Origin of the sequence: Castellaniella caeni NBRC 101664 (assembly GCF_001592225.1) — a bacterium.
GTDB classification, from domain to species: Bacteria; Pseudomonadota; Gammaproteobacteria; order Burkholderiales; family Burkholderiaceae_B; genus Castellaniella; species Castellaniella caeni.
In genome coordinates this window covers 1-16,320 of sequence record NZ_BCWN01000012.1, presented here as the reverse complement: position 1 = coordinate 16,320, position 16,320 = coordinate 1, and the positions used below count along the sequence as shown (strand labels likewise).

Below are 16,320 nucleotides of genomic sequence, written 5' to 3'. Positions count from 1 at the left end.
CGGGCAGGGGATGACTGGCCGATGTTTCCGGGACGTTGCGTGGCGCCGGTGCGCCCCGATCCCAGTTCATCGTAAAATCAGGCCCATATTGTCCAAACCTGCAATTCTTGCACATTCGGCGGCTTTTCTCATGACCCAAGGCACTTCCCCTTCTCTCACCTACCGCGATGCGGGTGTCGATATCGATGCTGGCGATGCGCTGGTCGATCGTATCAAACCGCTGGCCGCCCGCACCATGCGCCCGGGTGTCATGGCGGGCATCGGCGGTTTCGGTGCCTTGTTCGAAGTGCCCAAACACCTGCGTGAGCCGGTGTTGGTGTCTGGCACCGACGGCGTGGGCACCAAGCTGCGCCTGGCCTTCGAATGGCAGCGCCACGACACCGTGGGCATCGATCTGGTCGCCATGAGCGTCAACGATATTTTGGTGCAGGGGGCCGAACCCCTGTATTTCCTCGATTATTTCGCCTGCGGCAAGCTGTCGGTCGAGACGGCGGCGCAGGTCGTCGGCGGCGTGGCGCGCGGCTGCGAACTGGCCGGGTGCGCGCTCATTGGCGGCGAGACTGCCGAGATGCCCGGCATGTATCCCGATGGCGAGTACGACCTGGCCGGCTTTGCCGTGGGGGCGGTCGAAAAATCCGCCATCATCGATGGCAAGAGCATTCAGGTGGGTGACGTGGTGCTGGGCCTGGCGTCCAGCGGCGCGCACTCCAACGGCTATTCGCTGGTGCGCAAGATTTTGCAGCACGCGGGCGCCCGTCCCGAGCAGGACCTGGGTGGCCGCCCCCTGGGCGACGTGGTCATGGAACCCACCCGCATCTACGTGAAATCCGTGCTGGCGGGCCTGGCCGCCCATGGTCGCGCCATCAAGGGCCTGGCCCACATCACCGGCGGCGGCCTGCTCGAAAACGTGCCGCGTATCCTGGGCGCGGGCCTGTGCGCCCATTTGCACCGCGATGCCTGGCAGTGGCCTGCGCTGTTTCAGTGGCTGCAAGCACAAGGCGGCGTGGCCGACCACGAAATGGCGCGCGTCTTCAACTGCGGCATCGGCATGGTGCTGGTGGTGGACGCCGCCCAGGCCGACGCCATCACCGCCACCCTGCAGGCGCAGGGCGAAACCGTCTACACGTTGGGCGCTATCGAACCCCAGGCCGACGGCGGCGCGCAAACCTTGGTCGATTAAGCGCGGTCAGGACGCCAGCCACTGGGCGCACAGGCGGGACACTTCTGCGGCGGCGTCGGGCGACAGGCAGTCGATCACGTGCCGCTGGGGCAATGAGCGCAGCCAGGTGATCTGCCGCTTGGCCAGCTGGCGGGTGGCGGCGATGGCCTGTTCGATGGCCGTGTCCAGCGGCACCCGGCCATCCAGAGCGTCCCACAGCTGCCGGTAACCCACGCAGCGGATCGAGGGCAGCCCAGGGTGCAGGTCGCCCCGGGCGTGCAGCGCGCGCACCTCGTCCAGCAACCCCTGCCCGATCATGGCGCGGTAGCGTTGGGCGATGCGGGCATGCAGCACGGCGCGATTTGAAGGTTCCAGGCTGATGGTAATGAACCGCCAGCCCGGCAGCACCGGCGTGGGCGTCTGCGTCAGCCAGTCGCTCATGTTGCGCCCGCTGACGCGCCAGATTTCCAGCGCCCGCTGCAGGCGCTGGCTGTCGTTGGGCGCCAGGCGGGCGGCGGTTTGCGGGTCTACCCGGGCCAGCTCGGCGTGCAGCGCGGGCCAGCCGCGCGCGCGCGCCTCGGCATCCAGCGCCTGGCGGATTGCGGGGTCGGCGGAGGGCAGCTCGTTCAGGCCTTCGCGCAGCGCCTTGTAGTACAGCATCGTGCCGCCACACAGAACCGGTATCTTGCCGCGTGCGTGGATGTCCCGCACCCGCGCTGCCGCATCGCGGGCGAATTCGGCCGCCGAATAGGCCTGGGCCGGGTCGCGGATGTCGAGCAGATGATGCGGCACCTGTGCCTGCTCTTGCGCGCTGGGCTTGGCCGTGCCGATGTCCATGCCGCGGTAGATCGTGGCTGAGTCCATGACGATGATCTCGATGGGCCAGCGCTGCGCCAGCTGCATTGAGGCGGCCGATTTGCCCGACGCCGTGGGGCCCGCCAGGCAGATCAACTGGGGCGGCATCTATTGTCCCCGCATGAAGAGTTTGTCCAAGTCGGTGAGGCTCCATTGGAACCAGGTGGGGCGGCCGTGGTTGCATTGGTCGGCGCGTTCGGTGCGTTCCATCTGCCGCAGCAGGGCGTTCATCTCGTCGATCGTCAGGCGCCGGTTGGCGCGCACGGCGCCGTGGCAGGCCATGGTCGAAAGCAGTTCGTTGCGCTGTTCCGTCAGGCGGGCGGATTGCCCGAAGCGCTGCACGTCGGCCAGCACGCTGCGCGCCAGCGCTTCGATGTCGCCCTGGGCCAGCAGCGCCGGGACGGCCCGTACCGCCAACGAGGTGGGGCCCGTGGCGCGAATGCGCAGGCCCAGGCCGTCGAGCACGTCCTGCTGTTCCTGGGCGATGGCCACCTGGGTTTCCGGGGCGCTGAAGATCACGGGCACCAGCAGTTCTTGCGCCGGGATGGCGCTGTCGTCCTGCATGCCTTTCAGTCGCTCGTAGACGACGCGCTCGTGCGCCGCGTGCATGTCCACCAGCACCAGGCCGCGCGCGTTTTGCGCCAGGATGTAGATGCCGTGCAGTTGCCCCAGTGCCAGGCCTAGCGGCAACTCGTCGGCGTGCGCCGCGGGCAGGCCGCGCGTGGCTGCCGACCTGCCCGGCTGGGGTGCCGTGAAGGCGCGGCTACCTGTCGCCGGGGAGTCGAAGGCCGACGTGGATGGTGTCGGCGCGAACCCGTATCCGGCGCCGTGCCTGTCGGCCCCGGGGGCGTCGGAGCCTTCCCAGGATGGCGCTGAGGCATCGGTGGACGCAGCTTCGGGGGCTGCCCCCGTGTGTGGGGCGGCAGGGGCGTGGGCGGCGTCGTTTTCGTCCGCCTGGGGGGCCAGTGGCTGATACAGCTTGCGCCAGTCCTGGCCGGCGTCGTGCAGCTGGAAGCGTTGCTGCACGGGAATGCGCCCAGGGTAGGCGGGCCGGGGCGTCGCGGGTGCGGTCGCCCGGTAGCCCGGCTGGTCACCCGCCTGGGCGGATGCAAGGCTGCCGACGCTGGGGGGCAGCAGGGTTTCCACCGCCCCGTCGGCGCCGCCGCCGCGCTGGGCCAGCGCCTGCGACAGGGCCTGGGCCACGTAGCGGTGCACGGCCCCGCTTTCGCGAAAGCGCACCTCGTGCTTGGCCGGGTGCACGTTGACGTCCACCCCGGCGGGATCGAGGCTGAGAAACAGCACGAAGGCGGGCTGGCGGTCGCCGTGCAGCACGTCGGCGTAGGCCTGACGCACCGCGTGCGACACCGTGCGGTCGCGCACGTAGCGGCCATTGACGTACAGGTATTGGCGGTCGGCCCGGTTGCGCGCGAAGGTGGGGCGCGTGATGCAGCCTTCCAGCGCGATCTGCCCGCTCTCGCTCGACACGGGCAGGCTTTGTTCTTGAAATTCGGCCCCCAGCACGTCGCGGATGCGGCCCTGGATGTCGGTGACCGGCCAGTTGCGCTGTGGCTTGTCGTTGTGGAACACGCGGAAGGCGACTTCGGGGTGGGCCAGGGCGATGCGTTCGACGGCATCCAGGCAGTGGCCGTATTCGGTGGCCTCCGAGCGCAGAAACTTGCGCCGCGCCGGGATGTGGTCAAACAGTTGGCGCACGTCCACCCGGGTGCCCGTCGGGCCGGCGGCGGGGGTCGGCTCGGGCTGGCCCGGTGTCATCTGCCAGGCCTGCGTATCTTCCGCCGTGCGCGAGGTGAGCATCAGCTGCGCCACCGAGCCGATCGACGCCAGTGCCTCGCCCCGAAATCCCATAGTGGCGACGTGTTCCAGCTCGTCGAGCGAGATGATCTTGCTGGTAGCGTGACGTTGCAGCGCGAGCGCCAGCTGCCCGGGCGGGATGCCGTGCCCGTCGTCGGCCACCAGGATGCGCCGGATGCCGCCGCCGTCCAGCCGCACCTCGACGGCCCGGGCGTCGGCGTCCAGCGCGTTTTCCAGCAGCTCTTTCAAGACTGAGGCGGGACGCTCGATCACTTCGCCCGCAGCAATCTGGCTGATGAGGGTGTCGGGCAGGGCGGTGATGGGGTGTGTCATGGCGCGAGGGGGTGTGGCGTACGCTTTGGCGTGTCATGCGCCAAAGTGGATTGGTATGTTGCGGACTGTGTCGCAGCCCGTTCGTCAGGCCGTTTGAGTCTCAAGAAAACGATTATAGTGAGGGCCCGCTGGCTCGTGCCTGCGAGGCGTCGGGCAAGGTCGTCAACTATGCTTTGTAATCGTGACAGGCGCTTGAAGACGTTGTTTGGGCGGCTGGCGCTTGAGTGGTCGCGCTGGTTTCGTGTCAGGCCGCCTGCGCATGCTTTCTTTTCGGGCATTTTCATTCATGGCTGAATTTTTTCATCTGATCCTGAACATCGACCAATCCCTGGGCATCTGGGTGGCGCAGTACGGCGCCTGGATCTACCTGATTCTCGCGCTCATCATCTTTGGCGAGACGGGGCTGGTGGTGCTGCCCTTTCTGCCGGGCGATTCGCTGCTGTTCATCGCCGGCGCCTTCGGCGCCGCGGGCAAGCTCGACCCGGTGCTCATGGGCGGCATTCTCGTCGTGGCGGCCATTTTGGGCAATACCGTCAACTATTCAGTGGGGCGTCTCATCGGCCCCAAGGTGTTCTCGCGCGACTACCGCTTTCTCGATCGCAAGGCGCTGCTGAAAACCCATGCGTTCTACGAAAAACACGGTGGTAAAACCATTGTGCTGTCGCGCTTTCTGCCGCTGTTTCGCACTTTTGCCCCCTTTGTGGCCGGGGTGGCGGGCATGCGGCTGGCACTGTTTCAGGTGTACAACACCATCGGTGCCGTGGCCTGGATTGCGGGCCTGATCACCCTGGGCTACTTCTTTGGCAACGTGCCCGTCATCAAGAATCACCTGAACACCATCGTGCTCATCGGCGTGGCCGCCGCCGCCGTGCCTGCGGCAGCGGGGGTGTTGTACAAGCTCTTGCGCCGCAAAAAGGCCGATGTCGCATAGAAAGGCGTGTCGCATCGGCATGTGATGCGACACGCCCTCGGCACGGGTCAAGCAGGCGTCAAGGCAGTTTCGGCCGCCCCCGCCGCACTCAGGCGCGGCGCGCCAGGGCCGGGTTGGCGGCAAAGTAGTCTTTCACCCCGCTGAGTACGGCGCTGGCGATCTTTTGCTGGTGCGCCGGCGTGCGCAGCAGCGCTTCTTCTTCGGGGTTGCTGATGAAGGCGGTTTCGATCAGGATCGATGGGATGTCCGGCGCCTTCAGCACGGCAAAACCGGCGCGTTCGATGTGGTTGCGGTGCAGCCGGTTGATCTTGCCGATTTCCTGCAAGATTTGCGAGCCCACCTTGATCGAATCGTTGATCTGCGCGCCGGTTGACAGGTCGAGCAGCACCTGGGCCACCTGGCGGTTGTGCGAGCCCAGGTCGATGCCGCCGATCAGGTCGGCGTCGTTTTCTTTCTTGGCCAGCCAGCGCGCCGCCGTGCTGGTAGCGCCGTGCTCGGACAGCGCCCAGACCGACGAACCGCGCGCCGATGGCTTCACCCAGGCGTCGGCGTGGATGGAGATGAACAGGTCGGCCTGCACGCGCCGCGCCTTTTGCACGCGCACGTTCAGTGGCACGAAATAGTCGCGGTCGCGGGTCAGGTAGGCGCGCATATTGGGCTGCGCGTCGATCATCTTTTTGAGCCGCTGCGCGATCTGCAGCACGATGTCTTTCTCGTGCGTGCCGCGCTTGCCGGTGGCGCCTGGGTCTTCGCCGCCGTGGCCCGGGTCGAGGGCGATGAGAATCGGGCGGTTGCGTCGGCCGTTGCCTTGCGGCGCCGGGATGGCCAGCGATGGCGCGGGGCTGCGGGAGGGTTCTGGCGGCGGCAGCCTTTGGCCTTTCACGGACGGAATGGGGGCCTCGGCGGCACCGTTTTGTGCCAGGTTCTCAAGCACGCCGGCCAGCGGGTCGTTCTGTGAGTCTTTCAGCAGCGCCATCAAGGGGTCTTGCGCCACCTTGGGGTACAGGTCGAGCACCAGGCGGTACTTGTATTCGCCGATGGGCTTCAAGGTGAACACCTGCGGCGCGACGTCTTGCTTCAGGTCGAACACCAGGCGCACGACGTTGGGCCGGTTCTGGCCCACGCGCACCGAACGGATGTAGGGATCGTTGGGCTTGATGCGCGAGACCAGGTCGTTGATGGCCGAACTCAGGCGCACGCCGTCAATGTCCACGACCAGGCGGTGCGGCTTGTCGAGCGTGAAGTGCTCGGCCTTGAGCTCGGTATCCATCTCGAGGGTGACGCGCGTGTATTCGTCGGCGGGCCACGTGCGCACGGCGACGATGGTGGCTGCGTGCGCCAGTTTTGGAATGAGGGGCAGCACCAGCAGCGTGCAACCGCCCGCGATCAGCTTGCGCCGCAGGGGAACGGGGGTGTTCATGGGTGCGGCGGATTCAAATACGTCAGCCATCGCTGTCCTTTTTCGCTACGGGCGTTTAGCCATGCGCGCCGCCCGGTGCCTGCATATTCGAGAAAAATATCCAGATCGGGCGGGGGAAGGCGGGTGCCTGCCTGCTCGGGCCATTCGATGAGAACCACTGCCTGGGCATCCAGCAGTTCGCCAAAGCCTGCATCCCGCCACTCGTGCGCATCACTAAATCTATAAAAATCAAAGTGATAGAACTGCAAGTTAGAAACATTATAGCTTTCGAGCAGCGCATAGCTAGGGCTTTTGATGCGGCCCGTCACGCCGCTGGCCCGCAACAGGGCCCGCGCCAGGCTGGTTTTGCCTGCGCCCAGCTCGCCGCGCAGGTGGATGCGCCCCCCGGCGGAAGCGATCGCGGGCAGCCGCCCGCAGACCAGGTCGGCCAGCCGTTGCGCCAGGGCAACGGTCGCGTCTTCATCGGGAAGTTCGCAGGCGCGAGGGGAGTCTGAGGTGTGTGCCATGGGCGCCATCCGTTGCTCGTCAACAAGCCCGTATTGTAGGGCGGCCGCCGCGGGCGCAAGCGCGCCAGGGGCGGGGGACTTCAGACGAAAACGTCTTGCGCCGCGGCGCGCAGCAGCAGCTGTCGCAGCGGCCCCACGGGATGGCTGTTTCGGGTGGTGATGGCGTAGAAATGTTCGGTCAGCTGCGATGATTCGCCCACGTGCACCAGTTCGCCCGAGTGCAGTTCGTCTTGCACCACGACTTCGGGCAAGACCGTGATCCAGCCGCTGTCGCGCGCCACCAGCCGCAGCATCGTCATGTCGTCGATTTCGGCGCGCAGCCGGGGCTGTACGCCAGCGGCAAAGCACAGGGCGTCGAACTGCGCGCGCACGCTGTGGCGCGTGCTGGGCATGGCCATTTCGACGGCGTCCAGGTCGCGCGGCACCTGCAGGGTGGTGCCCGCCCAGCGGTCGGCGCGCCCCACCAGTGAGATCACCTGGCTGCCCAGAAAGCGCGACGACACGGGGCGGCTGGGGTCGGAGGGCACGGGCTGGTTGGCCAGCACCACGTCCAGCTGATGGCGCAGCAGGCGCTCGACCAGGGTTTGCAGTGCGTCGGAGTCCACCGACAGGATGACCGTCGGGTCGTGGAACAGGGGGCGCAGCCAGTTGACCTGAAAGTTGCGCGACATGGTGGACACGCTGCCCACGCGCACGTGGATGGTGCTTTCGTTGCGGCCCTCGAGCCAGCCCAGCATCTGTTCGCCCGTCTCGAAGATGCTGTCGGCGTAGGCGAATACCTGCTGGCCCGTGGCGGTGAGTTCGAGACGGCGCCCCTGGCGGTCGAACAGCGGCTGGCCCAGGCGATTTTCCAGCTGACGGATTTGTGTGGACAGCGCCGATTGCGAGGTGTGGATCTGCTCGGCCGCCTGGGTGAGCGACCCTTGCTTGGCCACGCGCCAGAAGTAGAAAAGGTGCTTGAAGTTCAGTTGCTTGATGTCCATCGTTCTATTTTACAGAACGATTTCATTCAATAAATGTAATTTACAGAATAAGCGGGGAAGCCAAAAATGACGCTCGTTGAATGTTGGAGTATCCACCTTGAATTCGTCCGCTGAATTGAACCTGGCGCTGGCCGTGGCGCCCGCGGTGCTGATGCTGCTGGCCGCGGGGCGCGCATGGCACAGCCAGGCCCCCGTGCGCCGCCTGTGGCGCCAGTTCAACGCCCTGGCCTTGGCGGGCCTGGGATGTGCCCTGCTGGCCCTGGTGTCGCAGCTGCTGCTCGCGCCTGTCGCGGTGGCACCGGACACGACTTTGACGGGTTGGCTGGCCGCGACGCAGTTCGGTGCCTGGGTGAGCCTGCTGGTGCAACTGCTGGGTGCCGCCATCGGTCTGTATTCCGCCCACCATCTCGCGGGCGAGCCGCGTCAGACGGTCTACATGGCCGCGCTGGCGGCGGTGCTGGCAGCCGTGCACGTGCTCTTGCTGGCCAATCACTGGGCGGTACTGATTGTTGCCTGGGCGGCCATCGGTCACGCCATGCATGCGCTGTTGTGTTTCTATCCCGACCGGCCCTTCGCCCTGCTGGCCGCGCACAAGAAGCGGGTGACCGACCGCGTGGCTGACGCGCTGCTGGTCGCCGCGGCCGCGCTGGCCTGGTCGCAGGTGGGCAGTGGATCCCTGTCTGATCTCTGGGCCTACATCGCGGCGGGCCATGCATCGGCGACCCTGGCGTGGAGCGGCGTCTGTCTCGTGCTGGCGGTCATCGCCCGCACCGCGCTCATGCCGGTGCATGGCTGGCTGGTGCAGGTGATGGAGGCGCCCACCCCCGTGTCGGCCCTGCTGCACGCCGGGGTGGTCAACCTGGGCGGCTACGTGCTCGTGCTGTTCGCCCCCTTGCTGGGCGTGTCGCTCGCCGCCCGCTGGCTGCTGGTGGGCTTCGGCCTGGTCTCCGCCCTGGTGGCGGGCCTGGTGCTGCTCACGCGCGTCAGCCAGAAAGTGCACCTTGCCTGGTCCACCATCGCGCAGATGGGGTTCATGTTGCTCGAGTGCGGCCTGGGGCTGTATCTGTTTGCCGCGCTGCACCTGCTGGGCCACTCGCTCTACAAGGCGCACAACTTCCTCAATGCGTCCAGCACCGTCCGGGAATGCCAGCGCAAGCTCGCTACGGGCGAGGCGCGCAATTCGGCCTTGAGCATGGTGCTGGCCGTGCCGCTGGCCCTGGGCGTCGTGTTCGCGCTGCAGCTGGCCCTGGGCAGCCATGCCTGGCCCTGGTGGTGGAGCGCCATCCTGGCCTTGGCCTGGGCGCCGCTGCTGTGGGTGCCGCAGGCCAAATCCGCCCGCGCCGGGTTGCTGGCCGTGCGCTTTGCAATGGCCTTGGTCATGGCCGCCAGCTTCACGCTGGTGGCGAGCATCATCGATCGTGCCCCGATCGGGGCTGGCAGCGATCCCCTGGCGCCGGCCGGTGTGCTTGCCCTCGTGGGCATGGGCGCCCTGTATCTGGGGATGGTGGTGTTCCAGCTCTGGCCGCAGGCCGTCGTGACCGTGCGCCGCTGGGTCTACGCGGGGTTCTACATGGACGAGGGCTACACGCACTGGGTGCTGCGGCTGTGGCCGACAGCCTGGGCTGGGGCGGGACGCCCACCCGTGCCGCTGGCCTGGAGCCTGCGTGACTCCGCTTCCCTGCGGGTGAAATCATGAGCGCCCCCTTGCGTGCCGCCGACCTGCGCGCGGCAGCTGACGCCAATACCGCAACGGACGGGGCCGCGATCGACCGACCACGCGCGCACGACGCCGTGGCGCGCGCCTGTGCCAGCATCATGCCGGCCTGGCCGCTGGATCAGGCCGTGGCGGTCAACCCCCACTGGCGGCGCATCGGCCAGCCCATCCGCCACGTGGCGGCGCGCCTGGCCGTGCTGGGTGATTTCCGTGTGTTTCCGGCGCGCGAATACATCCAGCGCGAATGGCAGGCCGGGCGCATCACGGGCGCTGACCTGGACGTGGCCCTGGCCTTGCAGGATGTCCAGGCGCCGGACGGCATGACGGCGCAGCAGTGCCAGGCCGGGCTGGCGCGCGCACTGCGCGTGCGCCGCGAGCCCCTGCTGGTCGATCTGCTCGATGATGCGGTGCAAAAAAACCGCCGCTGGCCGTGGCGCGCCGCCATCGTGTTCCAGATGAGCCAGGCGTGCGCCACGTATTTCGACCGCCATCAGGCCGACTGGCGCGCCTCGGGCAGCCCCAGCCTGTACGGCTTCTGGCGCGAGAGCATGGTGGGCGACCACGGCCTGAGTTCGCGGCTGGGGCTGCCGGGCCTCATGCGGCAGATCCGCCAGCTGCCCTCGACGGCCGAGGACGCCTTGCCCTGGGCGCTGAAGGCACTGGCACTGGACGCGTCGTGTTGGGAAGCCTATTTCGAGGCGTTGCTGCTCTCCATCAACGGCTGGGCCTCGTGGTGCGCCTATATCGGCTGGCAGAAGGCGCCCTCCGGCCAGGACGATCCGCGCCTGCCCGAGCTGCTGCTCTGCCGTCTGGCCTGGGAGGCCATCCTGGCGGGGGCCGTGGCGCCCGCCGCGCGTACCGCGGCGCTGACGGCGCTGGCGGCAAACTGGCGCGACCTCGAGGCGCGCGAGACCGAAGCGCGGGCCGAACTGCGCGTCGATGAAGTCTGGCAGCGGGCCCTGGAAGCCAGTTTTCAGCGCGGCTTTGCACATACGCTGCGCACGCCGCCGGCAGCGCTTGCGGCACCGTTGCCGCCGGGGGCGCCCGATGCCGCCGCGCAGGCCGCACCGGCCATGCCGCAGTCAGCCGCGCCAGTGGCGGGCGGGGCCGCCGCCGCGCCGGAAGTGCAGGCGGTCTTTTGCATCGACACGCGCAGCGAGCGCATGCGCCGCTGCCTGGAGGCGGTCTGGCCAGGTGTGCAGACGCGCGCCTTCGCGGGCTTTTTCGGCATCCCCATGCAGTACCAGCCGCTGGGCAGCGACGAGGCCCGGCCCCAGTTGCCGGGTCTGGCCTATCCCAGCGTCGCCGTGCAGGACGTCATGACCGCCCCAGGGCAGACTGAGACCGACCCGGCCCGCACGGCGCAGGCGGCCTCGGTGCGGCGCCTGCATCTGGCGCAGCTGGATCAATGGCTGGAGGCGGTGCGCTGGTCAAACGCCACCTTTTCCTTTGTGGAGGCGTGCGGCGTCGGTTATCTAGGCAAGATCGCGCGCTGGATGCGGCCTGCGGCGACGCCCCGCGTCAGCGCCGATCGTCTGGGCCTGCCCGCCGCGGCGCACGCGCAATGTCGCCCGGTGGTGACGGGGCTGACCCTGGAGCAGCAGGTCGAACTGGCGGCGGGCATCCTGCACACGATGGGCCTGGACGATCGTCTCGCGCCTCTGGTGATCCTGTGCGGCCACGCCGGGCACAGCACGAACAATGCGCATGCCTCCACCCTGGATTGCGGGGCCTGCTACGGGCGGCCCGGCGAGGCCAATGCGCGCGCGCTGGCGCACCTGCTCAACGACCCCGAAGTACGCGCGGGCCTGCGGGTGCGCGGGCTCGACATTCCGTCCGGTACGGTGTTCATGGGGGCACTGCACAACACGACCACGGACGAAGTCACCGGCTTTGATCTGGACTTGCTGCCGCCTGCCGCCCAGGCCCGCTGGCAAAGGATGACGCAGGTGTTTGCCCAGGCGGGCGACCGTATGCGCCGCGAGCGCGCGCCCAGTCTCTGGATGGACGCGAGCCTGCCCGAGGCTGCCCTGCTGGCCGCCTTCCGGCGCCGGGCCAACGACGGCTCGCAGACCCGTCCCGAGTGGGGCTTGAGCCGCAATGCGGCGTTCATCATCGGCCCACGCACGCGCAGCCAGGGCCGGGTGCTCAGTCGCACCTATCTGCACGATTATGACGTGCGCTTCGATGCGAACGGCAGCGTGCTCGAAAAGCTGATGATGGGGCCCATGCTGGTCACTCACTGGTTGTCCTGGCAGTACCACGCATCGACCTGCGATCCACTGCATTACGGCGCGGGCAACAAAGTGCTGCACAACGTCGTGGATGGCCACGTGGGTGTGTTCGAAGGCAATGGCGGTGATCTGCGCATCGGCCTGCCCAAGCAGTCGCTGCACGACGGCGAGGGCTGGTATCACCAACCTGTGCGCCTGACGGTGGTGATCGACGCGCCCGCCGCCCTGATCGACGGCATCGTGGCCCGCAACCCCGTGCTCGGCCAGCTGTGCGACCACGGCTGGATGCTGCTGTGGCGCTACGAGGGCGAGGCGCTGCAGCGCTACGCGCGGGGCCGCTGGCTGGCGCTCGAGGTCTGAAGCGCGTGGCGCCCGCAGCCCGCTGGTGCGCAGGGCGTTCGGCGCGCTATCCTGGCGCTTGAAACCCCTGGAGTTTTTCGTGCCTCACGCATCCGACTCGCGGCCCGCGCCGCTTTGCATTCTTCCGACCCACGCCGCGCCCGCGCAGCTCTTCGTCCTGCTGCATGGCGAAGCCGCCGAGCCGGGGCAGCTGTTCGATCTGGTGGCCGCCATCCGTGCGGCGTTTCCGCAGGCCGTGATCATCCAGCCCTATGGGCCGTTTGGTGACGGCCCCGGGCGGCGCTGGATCGCTCAGGCCGCGCCCGATGCCGCCGCCTACGTCGGGCTGGTGGCGGATGCCGCTGCCGCGCTGGCGGCGGACGTGCGGGCCTGGCAGCGGCAGCACGGCCTGGGCGGCGAACAGACGGCCCTGGTCGGTTTCTCCGAGGGGGCGGCGGTGGCCCTCGAGGCGGTTTGCTCGATACCCGCGTTGGCGGGACGCGCCCTGCTGTTTGCCACCCGCTTCGCCGCGCTGCCCGAGGTCGCGCCCCCGGCGGGCACGCTGCACTTGCTGCATGGCGCGGCGGATCGCGTGGCGCCCGTCGAACAGGCGCGCCAGGTGCACGCCCGGCTGGCTGAACTGCAAGGCGATGTGACGCTGGACATCGCCTCGAACGTGGGACACGACCTGCATGCCGCCCTCATCCGCCAGGCCATCATCCGGCTGCAAACCTGCGTGCCGCTGCGCAGCTGGGAAGACGCCCTGGGCGCGCCCGACCTGCGTGTCGATGAATACAGTGCCACCGATCTGTCCGCGAGCCGGCTGTCGCCGGGGTCGAAAACCTTGCATTAAGGCGCCGCCCACGTGTGCTACCAGGCGCCGCGGTGTTCGGGCACGCGGCGCACCAGCGGCAGCACGACAAGGCAGACCAGCGCCAGCACCAGGTAAATATGGGCAAGGGCCGCGGTGGGCTCGCTCGTGCGGGCCATGGTGGCCGTGGCCGCAGCCAGCGCCACGATCACGCCCAGTTCCTGGGCCGTGGCGCGCAGGGCGGCCATGGTCGAGGCCTGCCGGGGCACCAGCTGCAAACAGGCGTTGCGGCTGGCAGGGCTCATGATGCCGGCGCCCGCGCCGATCAGGGCAGCCGCCGTGGCCAGCCAGGCGTAGGCCGGGATACCGCCCGGCGGGCCGGGCACGAGCAGCAGCAGGCCCAGGGCCGTGAGCGTGCCGCCCACGTAGAACGGCAGGCGGTAGCCGCTCAGGCGCAGCAGGTAGGCGGCCAGGGTGGACAGCGTGATGGCGGCAATGGCTTCGGCGATCAGCAGCGTGCCCGAATCGAGCGCGCTCAGGCCGTAGCGGCTGGTGGCATACAGCGGCACCAGTGTGATGGCGCCTGCCGTGGCACCCGCATAGGCGGCATTGAGCACGTTGGTCGCGCCAAAGCCCGGGCCGTAGATCAGGCGCGGTTCGAGAAAGGGCGCGGCGGTCTGGCGGATGTGACGGAAGAACTGCCTGCCGCAGAGCAGGCTGGTGGCGGCGGGCAGCAGAAAGCGCCAGGAGGCGAGCCGGGCATCGGCGTCGCCCAGGGTGCTGGCCGCCAGCATGCCGCCGATCACCGCCAGCCCCAGCCAGCACATGCCGGGAACGTCCGTATGGCCTCGCAGACGGTCGACGGCCCGATCGCGGGGAATGAGCCAGAGGCCGAGCAAGGCTGCCAGCGCGCCCAGTGGCACGTTGACGAAGAACACGTCGCGCCAGCTGGCGTAGGTGACGAACAGACCGCCAAACAGCGGGCCGATCATGGCCCCCACGGGAAAGACGGCGCCGAACAGCCCCAGGGCGCGGTCGCGCGAGGGGCCGAACCAGGTGACGATGATGCCCGTGGCCGCGGGGGTCAGCCCGGCCCCGCCCGCCGATTGCAGGGCGCGAAAGAGCACCAGGGCATAGATGCTGTCAGCCAGCCCGCAGGCCAGCGAGGCCGCGGCAAACGCCAGGGTGGACAGCAAAAAGACGCGCCGGTGGCCGTAGCGCTCGCTGAGCCGCCCGCTCACCGGCAGCATGACCACGTAGCCGAACCAGTACGCGGTGATGACCCAGCTCGTCCAGTTGATGGACGCCCCCAGGTCTTGCTCGAGCGCGTGCAGCGCCGTGGCCACGATCGTGGCGTCGATCGACATCATCATCAGCGCGCAGGCGATGATGAGGAAGATCGCGGCCTTGGGCAGGCGGGACGGCGGGACGCTTGGCTGAAGAATGACGAGACTGCCTGGATGGTTGACGGACGCCCCGTGGGGCGCCCGGTGAGGATGCTGCCGGATCGGGTCGCCTACTGGATGAAGCGCTGGATCCAGGCCAGGTAGCTGTTGACGAAGCCTTCGAGGAAGCCGCGCGTGCCGTCGTCGGTGATGGAGGCATCGGCGGCGACCAGGCCTTCTGTGAAGCGGATGAAGGATTCGGGCTGCGCCATCATGTAGATGTCGAGAAAGACGCAGATGTTGCGCAGATGCTGCTGCGCCAGTGCCGTGCCGATGGCGCCTGTGGACGTGCCGATGACGGCGCCCGGCTTGTGCGCAAATGAGTTCTTGCCCCAGGGCCGCGAGGCGATGTCGATGGCGTTTTTCAGGACGGCGGGCACCGAGCGGTTGTTTTCGGGGGTGACGAAGAGCACGGCGTCCGCCGATTCGATGTCCTTTTTCAGCCGCTGATAGTTTTCGGGATAGGCTGCGTCGATGTCGCGGTTGTAGACGGGCAGATCGTCAAGCGCCACGAAGTGGAACTGCGCGCGTGCGCCCGCGATTTTCTGGATGGCCAGCGCCAGCTTGCGGTTGATGGATTCCTTACTGAGGCTGCCGACCAGGACGGCGACGTTGGGACAATTTTTGCTCATGGGGTTTCCTTTTCAGTGGGATGCGCCACGGATCGCGCCTGCGACCGTGGAACCATCAGCTTAAGACTTTGCGCAGGGCCGTGCCAGACCCGCCGGACGCCTGGCTTCCCGATGGGCACCGCGCGTCCGGCGGCCTGGGGCGGTTCGCTGTGGCGGGGCTCGTGGGTGGCCGATGAAGCGATACACTGCCTGCGGGCACTGAGACGACAGGAGGAGATCATGGTGCAACAGCAAGCTGACGCGGCGGGCATCGTGGGGTTCATCGGGGCCGGGCGGCTGGCGCGCGCGCTGTCGCAGGCCTTGCAGCGGGCGCAGGTGCCGGTTGCCTTTGTGGCCAGCCGACAGGCCGCGCACGCGCAGGCCGTGGCCGGGCAGCTGCCCGGCTGCGCGGCGGTGGACGCGCAGACCGTGGCGGCGCGCTGCGATCTGGTTTTCATGACCGTGCCCGATGCCGCGATCGCCCCGGCGACCGACGCCCTGGTCTGGCACGCCGGGCAGTCGGTGGTGCACTGCAGCGGCGCGACCGAGGTAGCCGTCTTGCAGGCGGCGCGGCGGGCCGGGGCGCAGATCGGGGGCTTTCATCCCATGCAGGCCTTCGGGGCCGATACCCAGGCTGCGCTGGATAGCCTGCCGGGTTGCACGGTCGCCATCGAGGCTGCGGCACCCGCGCTGGCCGCCGTGCTGCAGGCCCTGGCCCAGCGGCTGGGTTGCGTCGGCCTGTCGCTGCCGCCCGGCGCCCGGGTACGCTATCACGCCTCGGGCGGCTACGCCTCGCAGCACGTGCACGTGCTGCTGGCCGAGGCCGTGCGGCTGTGGCAGTCGTGGGGGGCGACCGAAGAACAAGCGCTGGCCGCCTTGCTGCCCCTGCTGCGGGGGACGTTGAAGTCGCTGGCCCGCAGCGGTGTGGCGGATGGCATGCCGGGGCCCATCTCGCGCGGTGATGCGGGCACGGTGCGGGCGCACCGCCAGGCCTTGCAGGCACTCGACCCCGACATGCGCCAGCTGTATGACCAGCTGAGCCGTCGCGGCGTCGCCTTGGCCAGCCGCGCGGGGCGGCTGACGGACGCCCAGGCCGAGGCGCTGCAAGCGGTGCTCGAACCTTTGCCAGAGCCACCGCGCCAATAGTCTAGTGTGCTGTTCGGTTAA

At 68.4% G+C, this 16,320-nt stretch carries 13 protein-coding genes; 6 read left to right on the top strand and 7 right to left on the bottom strand.

Annotation, left to right across the window (positions count from 1 at the left end; genetic code table 11):
• Nucleotides 1-130 precede the first annotated feature (130 nt).
• Complete coding sequence (gene purM, locus CCA01S_RS08940; RefSeq protein WP_066457145.1) at nt 131-1,180, top strand: phosphoribosylformylglycinamidine cyclo-ligase; 1,050 nt, start codon at nt 131-133, stop codon at nt 1,178-1,180.
• A gap of 6 nt (nt 1,181-1,186) precedes the next feature.
• Here the strand turns inward: purM and miaA are convergent, their stop codons facing one another.
• Complete coding sequence (miaA, locus tag CCA01S_RS08935) at nt 1,187-2,122, bottom strand: tRNA (adenosine(37)-N6)-dimethylallyltransferase MiaA (RefSeq protein WP_066457143.1); 936 nt, start codon at nt 2,120-2,122, stop codon at nt 1,187-1,189.
• Entirely contained in the window at nt 2,123-4,159 is a 2,037-nt protein-coding gene (gene mutL, locus CCA01S_RS08930; RefSeq protein WP_066457141.1) for a DNA mismatch repair endonuclease MutL, read from the bottom strand.
• Between the two features lie 286 nt (nt 4,160-4,445).
• Here mutL and CCA01S_RS08925 point away from each other — a divergent pair, with 286 nt between their 5' ends.
• A complete protein-coding gene (locus CCA01S_RS08925) occupies nt 4,446-5,090 on the top strand; it encodes a VTT domain-containing protein (protein WP_066457357.1) in 645 nt (214 codons plus the stop codon).
• An 88-nt stretch (nt 5,091-5,178) separates the two neighbouring features.
• Here CCA01S_RS08925 and CCA01S_RS08920 read toward each other — a convergent pair whose 3' ends face one another.
• The 3 genes from CCA01S_RS08920 to CCA01S_RS08910 all read right to left on the bottom strand — a co-directional run bounded on the left by CCA01S_RS08920 (nt 5,179) and on the right by CCA01S_RS08910 (nt 7,999).
• Nucleotides 5,179-6,540 (bottom strand): N-acetylmuramoyl-L-alanine amidase, encoded by a 1,362-nt coding sequence (locus CCA01S_RS08920; RefSeq protein ID WP_066457138.1) that lies wholly within the window; start codon nt 6,538-6,540, stop codon nt 5,179-5,181.
• Nucleotides 6,507-7,016: a tRNA (adenosine(37)-N6)-threonylcarbamoyltransferase complex ATPase subunit type 1 TsaE gene (tsaE, locus tag CCA01S_RS08915; RefSeq protein WP_066457134.1), complete on the bottom strand. Its 510-nt coding sequence runs from the start codon at nt 7,014-7,016 to the stop codon at nt 6,507-6,509. Before tsaE ends, CCA01S_RS08920 begins: the two co-directional genes overlap by 34 nt.
• 80 nt (nt 7,017-7,096) lie before the next feature.
• Nucleotides 7,097-7,999, bottom strand: coding sequence for a LysR family transcriptional regulator (locus tag CCA01S_RS08910; protein WP_066457122.1), 903 nt, complete (start codon nt 7,997-7,999; stop codon nt 7,097-7,099).
• A 97-nt stretch (nt 8,000-8,096) separates the two neighbouring features.
• Here CCA01S_RS08910 and CCA01S_RS08905 point away from each other — a divergent pair, with 97 nt between their 5' ends.
• The 3 genes from CCA01S_RS08905 (at nt 8,097) to ypfH (ending at nt 13,139) form a co-directional block, all read left to right on the top strand.
• Entirely contained in the window at nt 8,097-9,695 is a 1,599-nt protein-coding gene (locus CCA01S_RS08905) for an NADH-quinone oxidoreductase subunit L (protein WP_232305019.1), read from the top strand.
• Complete coding sequence (locus CCA01S_RS08900; protein WP_084386637.1) at nt 9,692-12,307, top strand: YbcC family protein; 2,616 nt, start codon at nt 9,692-9,694, stop codon at nt 12,305-12,307. Before CCA01S_RS08905 ends, CCA01S_RS08900 begins: the two co-directional genes overlap by 4 nt.
• Nucleotides 12,308-12,386: 79 nt before the next feature.
• The gene (gene ypfH, locus CCA01S_RS08895; protein ID WP_084386645.1) at nt 12,387-13,139 is read left to right on the top strand and encodes an esterase; all 753 of its coding nucleotides are present in this window, start codon (nt 12,387-12,389) and stop codon (nt 13,137-13,139) included.
• Between the two features lie 17 nt (nt 13,140-13,156).
• Here ypfH and CCA01S_RS08890 read toward each other — a convergent pair whose 3' ends face one another.
• The gene (locus CCA01S_RS08890) at nt 13,157-14,470 is read right to left on the bottom strand and encodes an MFS transporter (RefSeq protein WP_066457120.1); all 1,314 of its coding nucleotides are present in this window, start codon (nt 14,468-14,470) and stop codon (nt 13,157-13,159) included.
• Nucleotides 14,471-14,613: 143 nt separating this feature from the next.
• Nucleotides 14,614-15,174 carry an NADPH-dependent FMN reductase gene (locus CCA01S_RS08885; protein ID WP_066457113.1) on the bottom strand — a complete coding sequence of 187 codons (561 nt, stop codon included), beginning with the start codon at nt 15,172-15,174 and terminating at the stop codon, nt 14,614-14,616.
• 219 nt (nt 15,175-15,393) lie between these two features.
• On the opposite strand from CCA01S_RS08885, the gene CCA01S_RS08880 reads away from it, so the two are divergent.
• Nucleotides 15,394-16,299 (top strand): Rossmann-like and DUF2520 domain-containing protein, encoded by a 906-nt coding sequence (locus CCA01S_RS08880; RefSeq protein WP_066457104.1) that lies wholly within the window; start codon nt 15,394-15,396, stop codon nt 16,297-16,299.
• Nucleotides 16,300-16,320 lie beyond the last annotated feature (21 nt).

Excerpts from the sequence above, each read along its gene's own strand:
- mutL (WP_066457141.1), bottom strand. The coding sequence starts at position 4,159 with ATGACACACCCCATCACCGCCCTGCCCGACACCCTCATCAGCCAGATT.
- CCA01S_RS08910 (WP_066457122.1), bottom strand. The coding sequence starts at position 7,999 with ATGGACATCAAGCAACTGAACTTCAAGCACCTTTTCTACTTCTGGCGC.
- miaA (WP_066457143.1), bottom strand. The coding sequence starts at position 2,122 with ATGCCGCCCCAGTTGATCTGCCTGGCGGGCCCCACGGCGTCGGGCAAA.
- CCA01S_RS08925 (WP_066457357.1), top strand. The coding sequence starts at position 4,446 with ATGGCTGAATTTTTTCATCTGATCCTGAACATCGACCAATCCCTGGGC.
- CCA01S_RS08890 (WP_066457120.1), bottom strand. The coding sequence starts at position 14,470 with ATGATGATGTCGATCGACGCCACGATCGTGGCCACGGCGCTGCACGCG.
- purM (WP_066457145.1), top strand. The coding sequence starts at position 131 with ATGACCCAAGGCACTTCCCCTTCTCTCACCTACCGCGATGCGGGTGTC.
- CCA01S_RS08920 (WP_066457138.1), bottom strand. The coding sequence starts at position 6,540 with ATGGCTGACGTATTTGAATCCGCCGCACCCATGAACACCCCCGTTCCC.
- CCA01S_RS08885 (WP_066457113.1), bottom strand. The coding sequence starts at position 15,174 with ATGAGCAAAAATTGTCCCAACGTCGCCGTCCTGGTCGGCAGCCTCAGT.
- CCA01S_RS08900 (WP_084386637.1), top strand. The coding sequence starts at position 9,692 with ATGAGCGCCCCCTTGCGTGCCGCCGACCTGCGCGCGGCAGCTGACGCC.
- CCA01S_RS08880 (WP_066457104.1), top strand. The coding sequence starts at position 15,394 with ATGGTGCAACAGCAAGCTGACGCGGCGGGCATCGTGGGGTTCATCGGG.
- tsaE (WP_066457134.1), bottom strand. The coding sequence starts at position 7,016 with ATGGCACACACCTCAGACTCCCCTCGCGCCTGCGAACTTCCCGATGAA.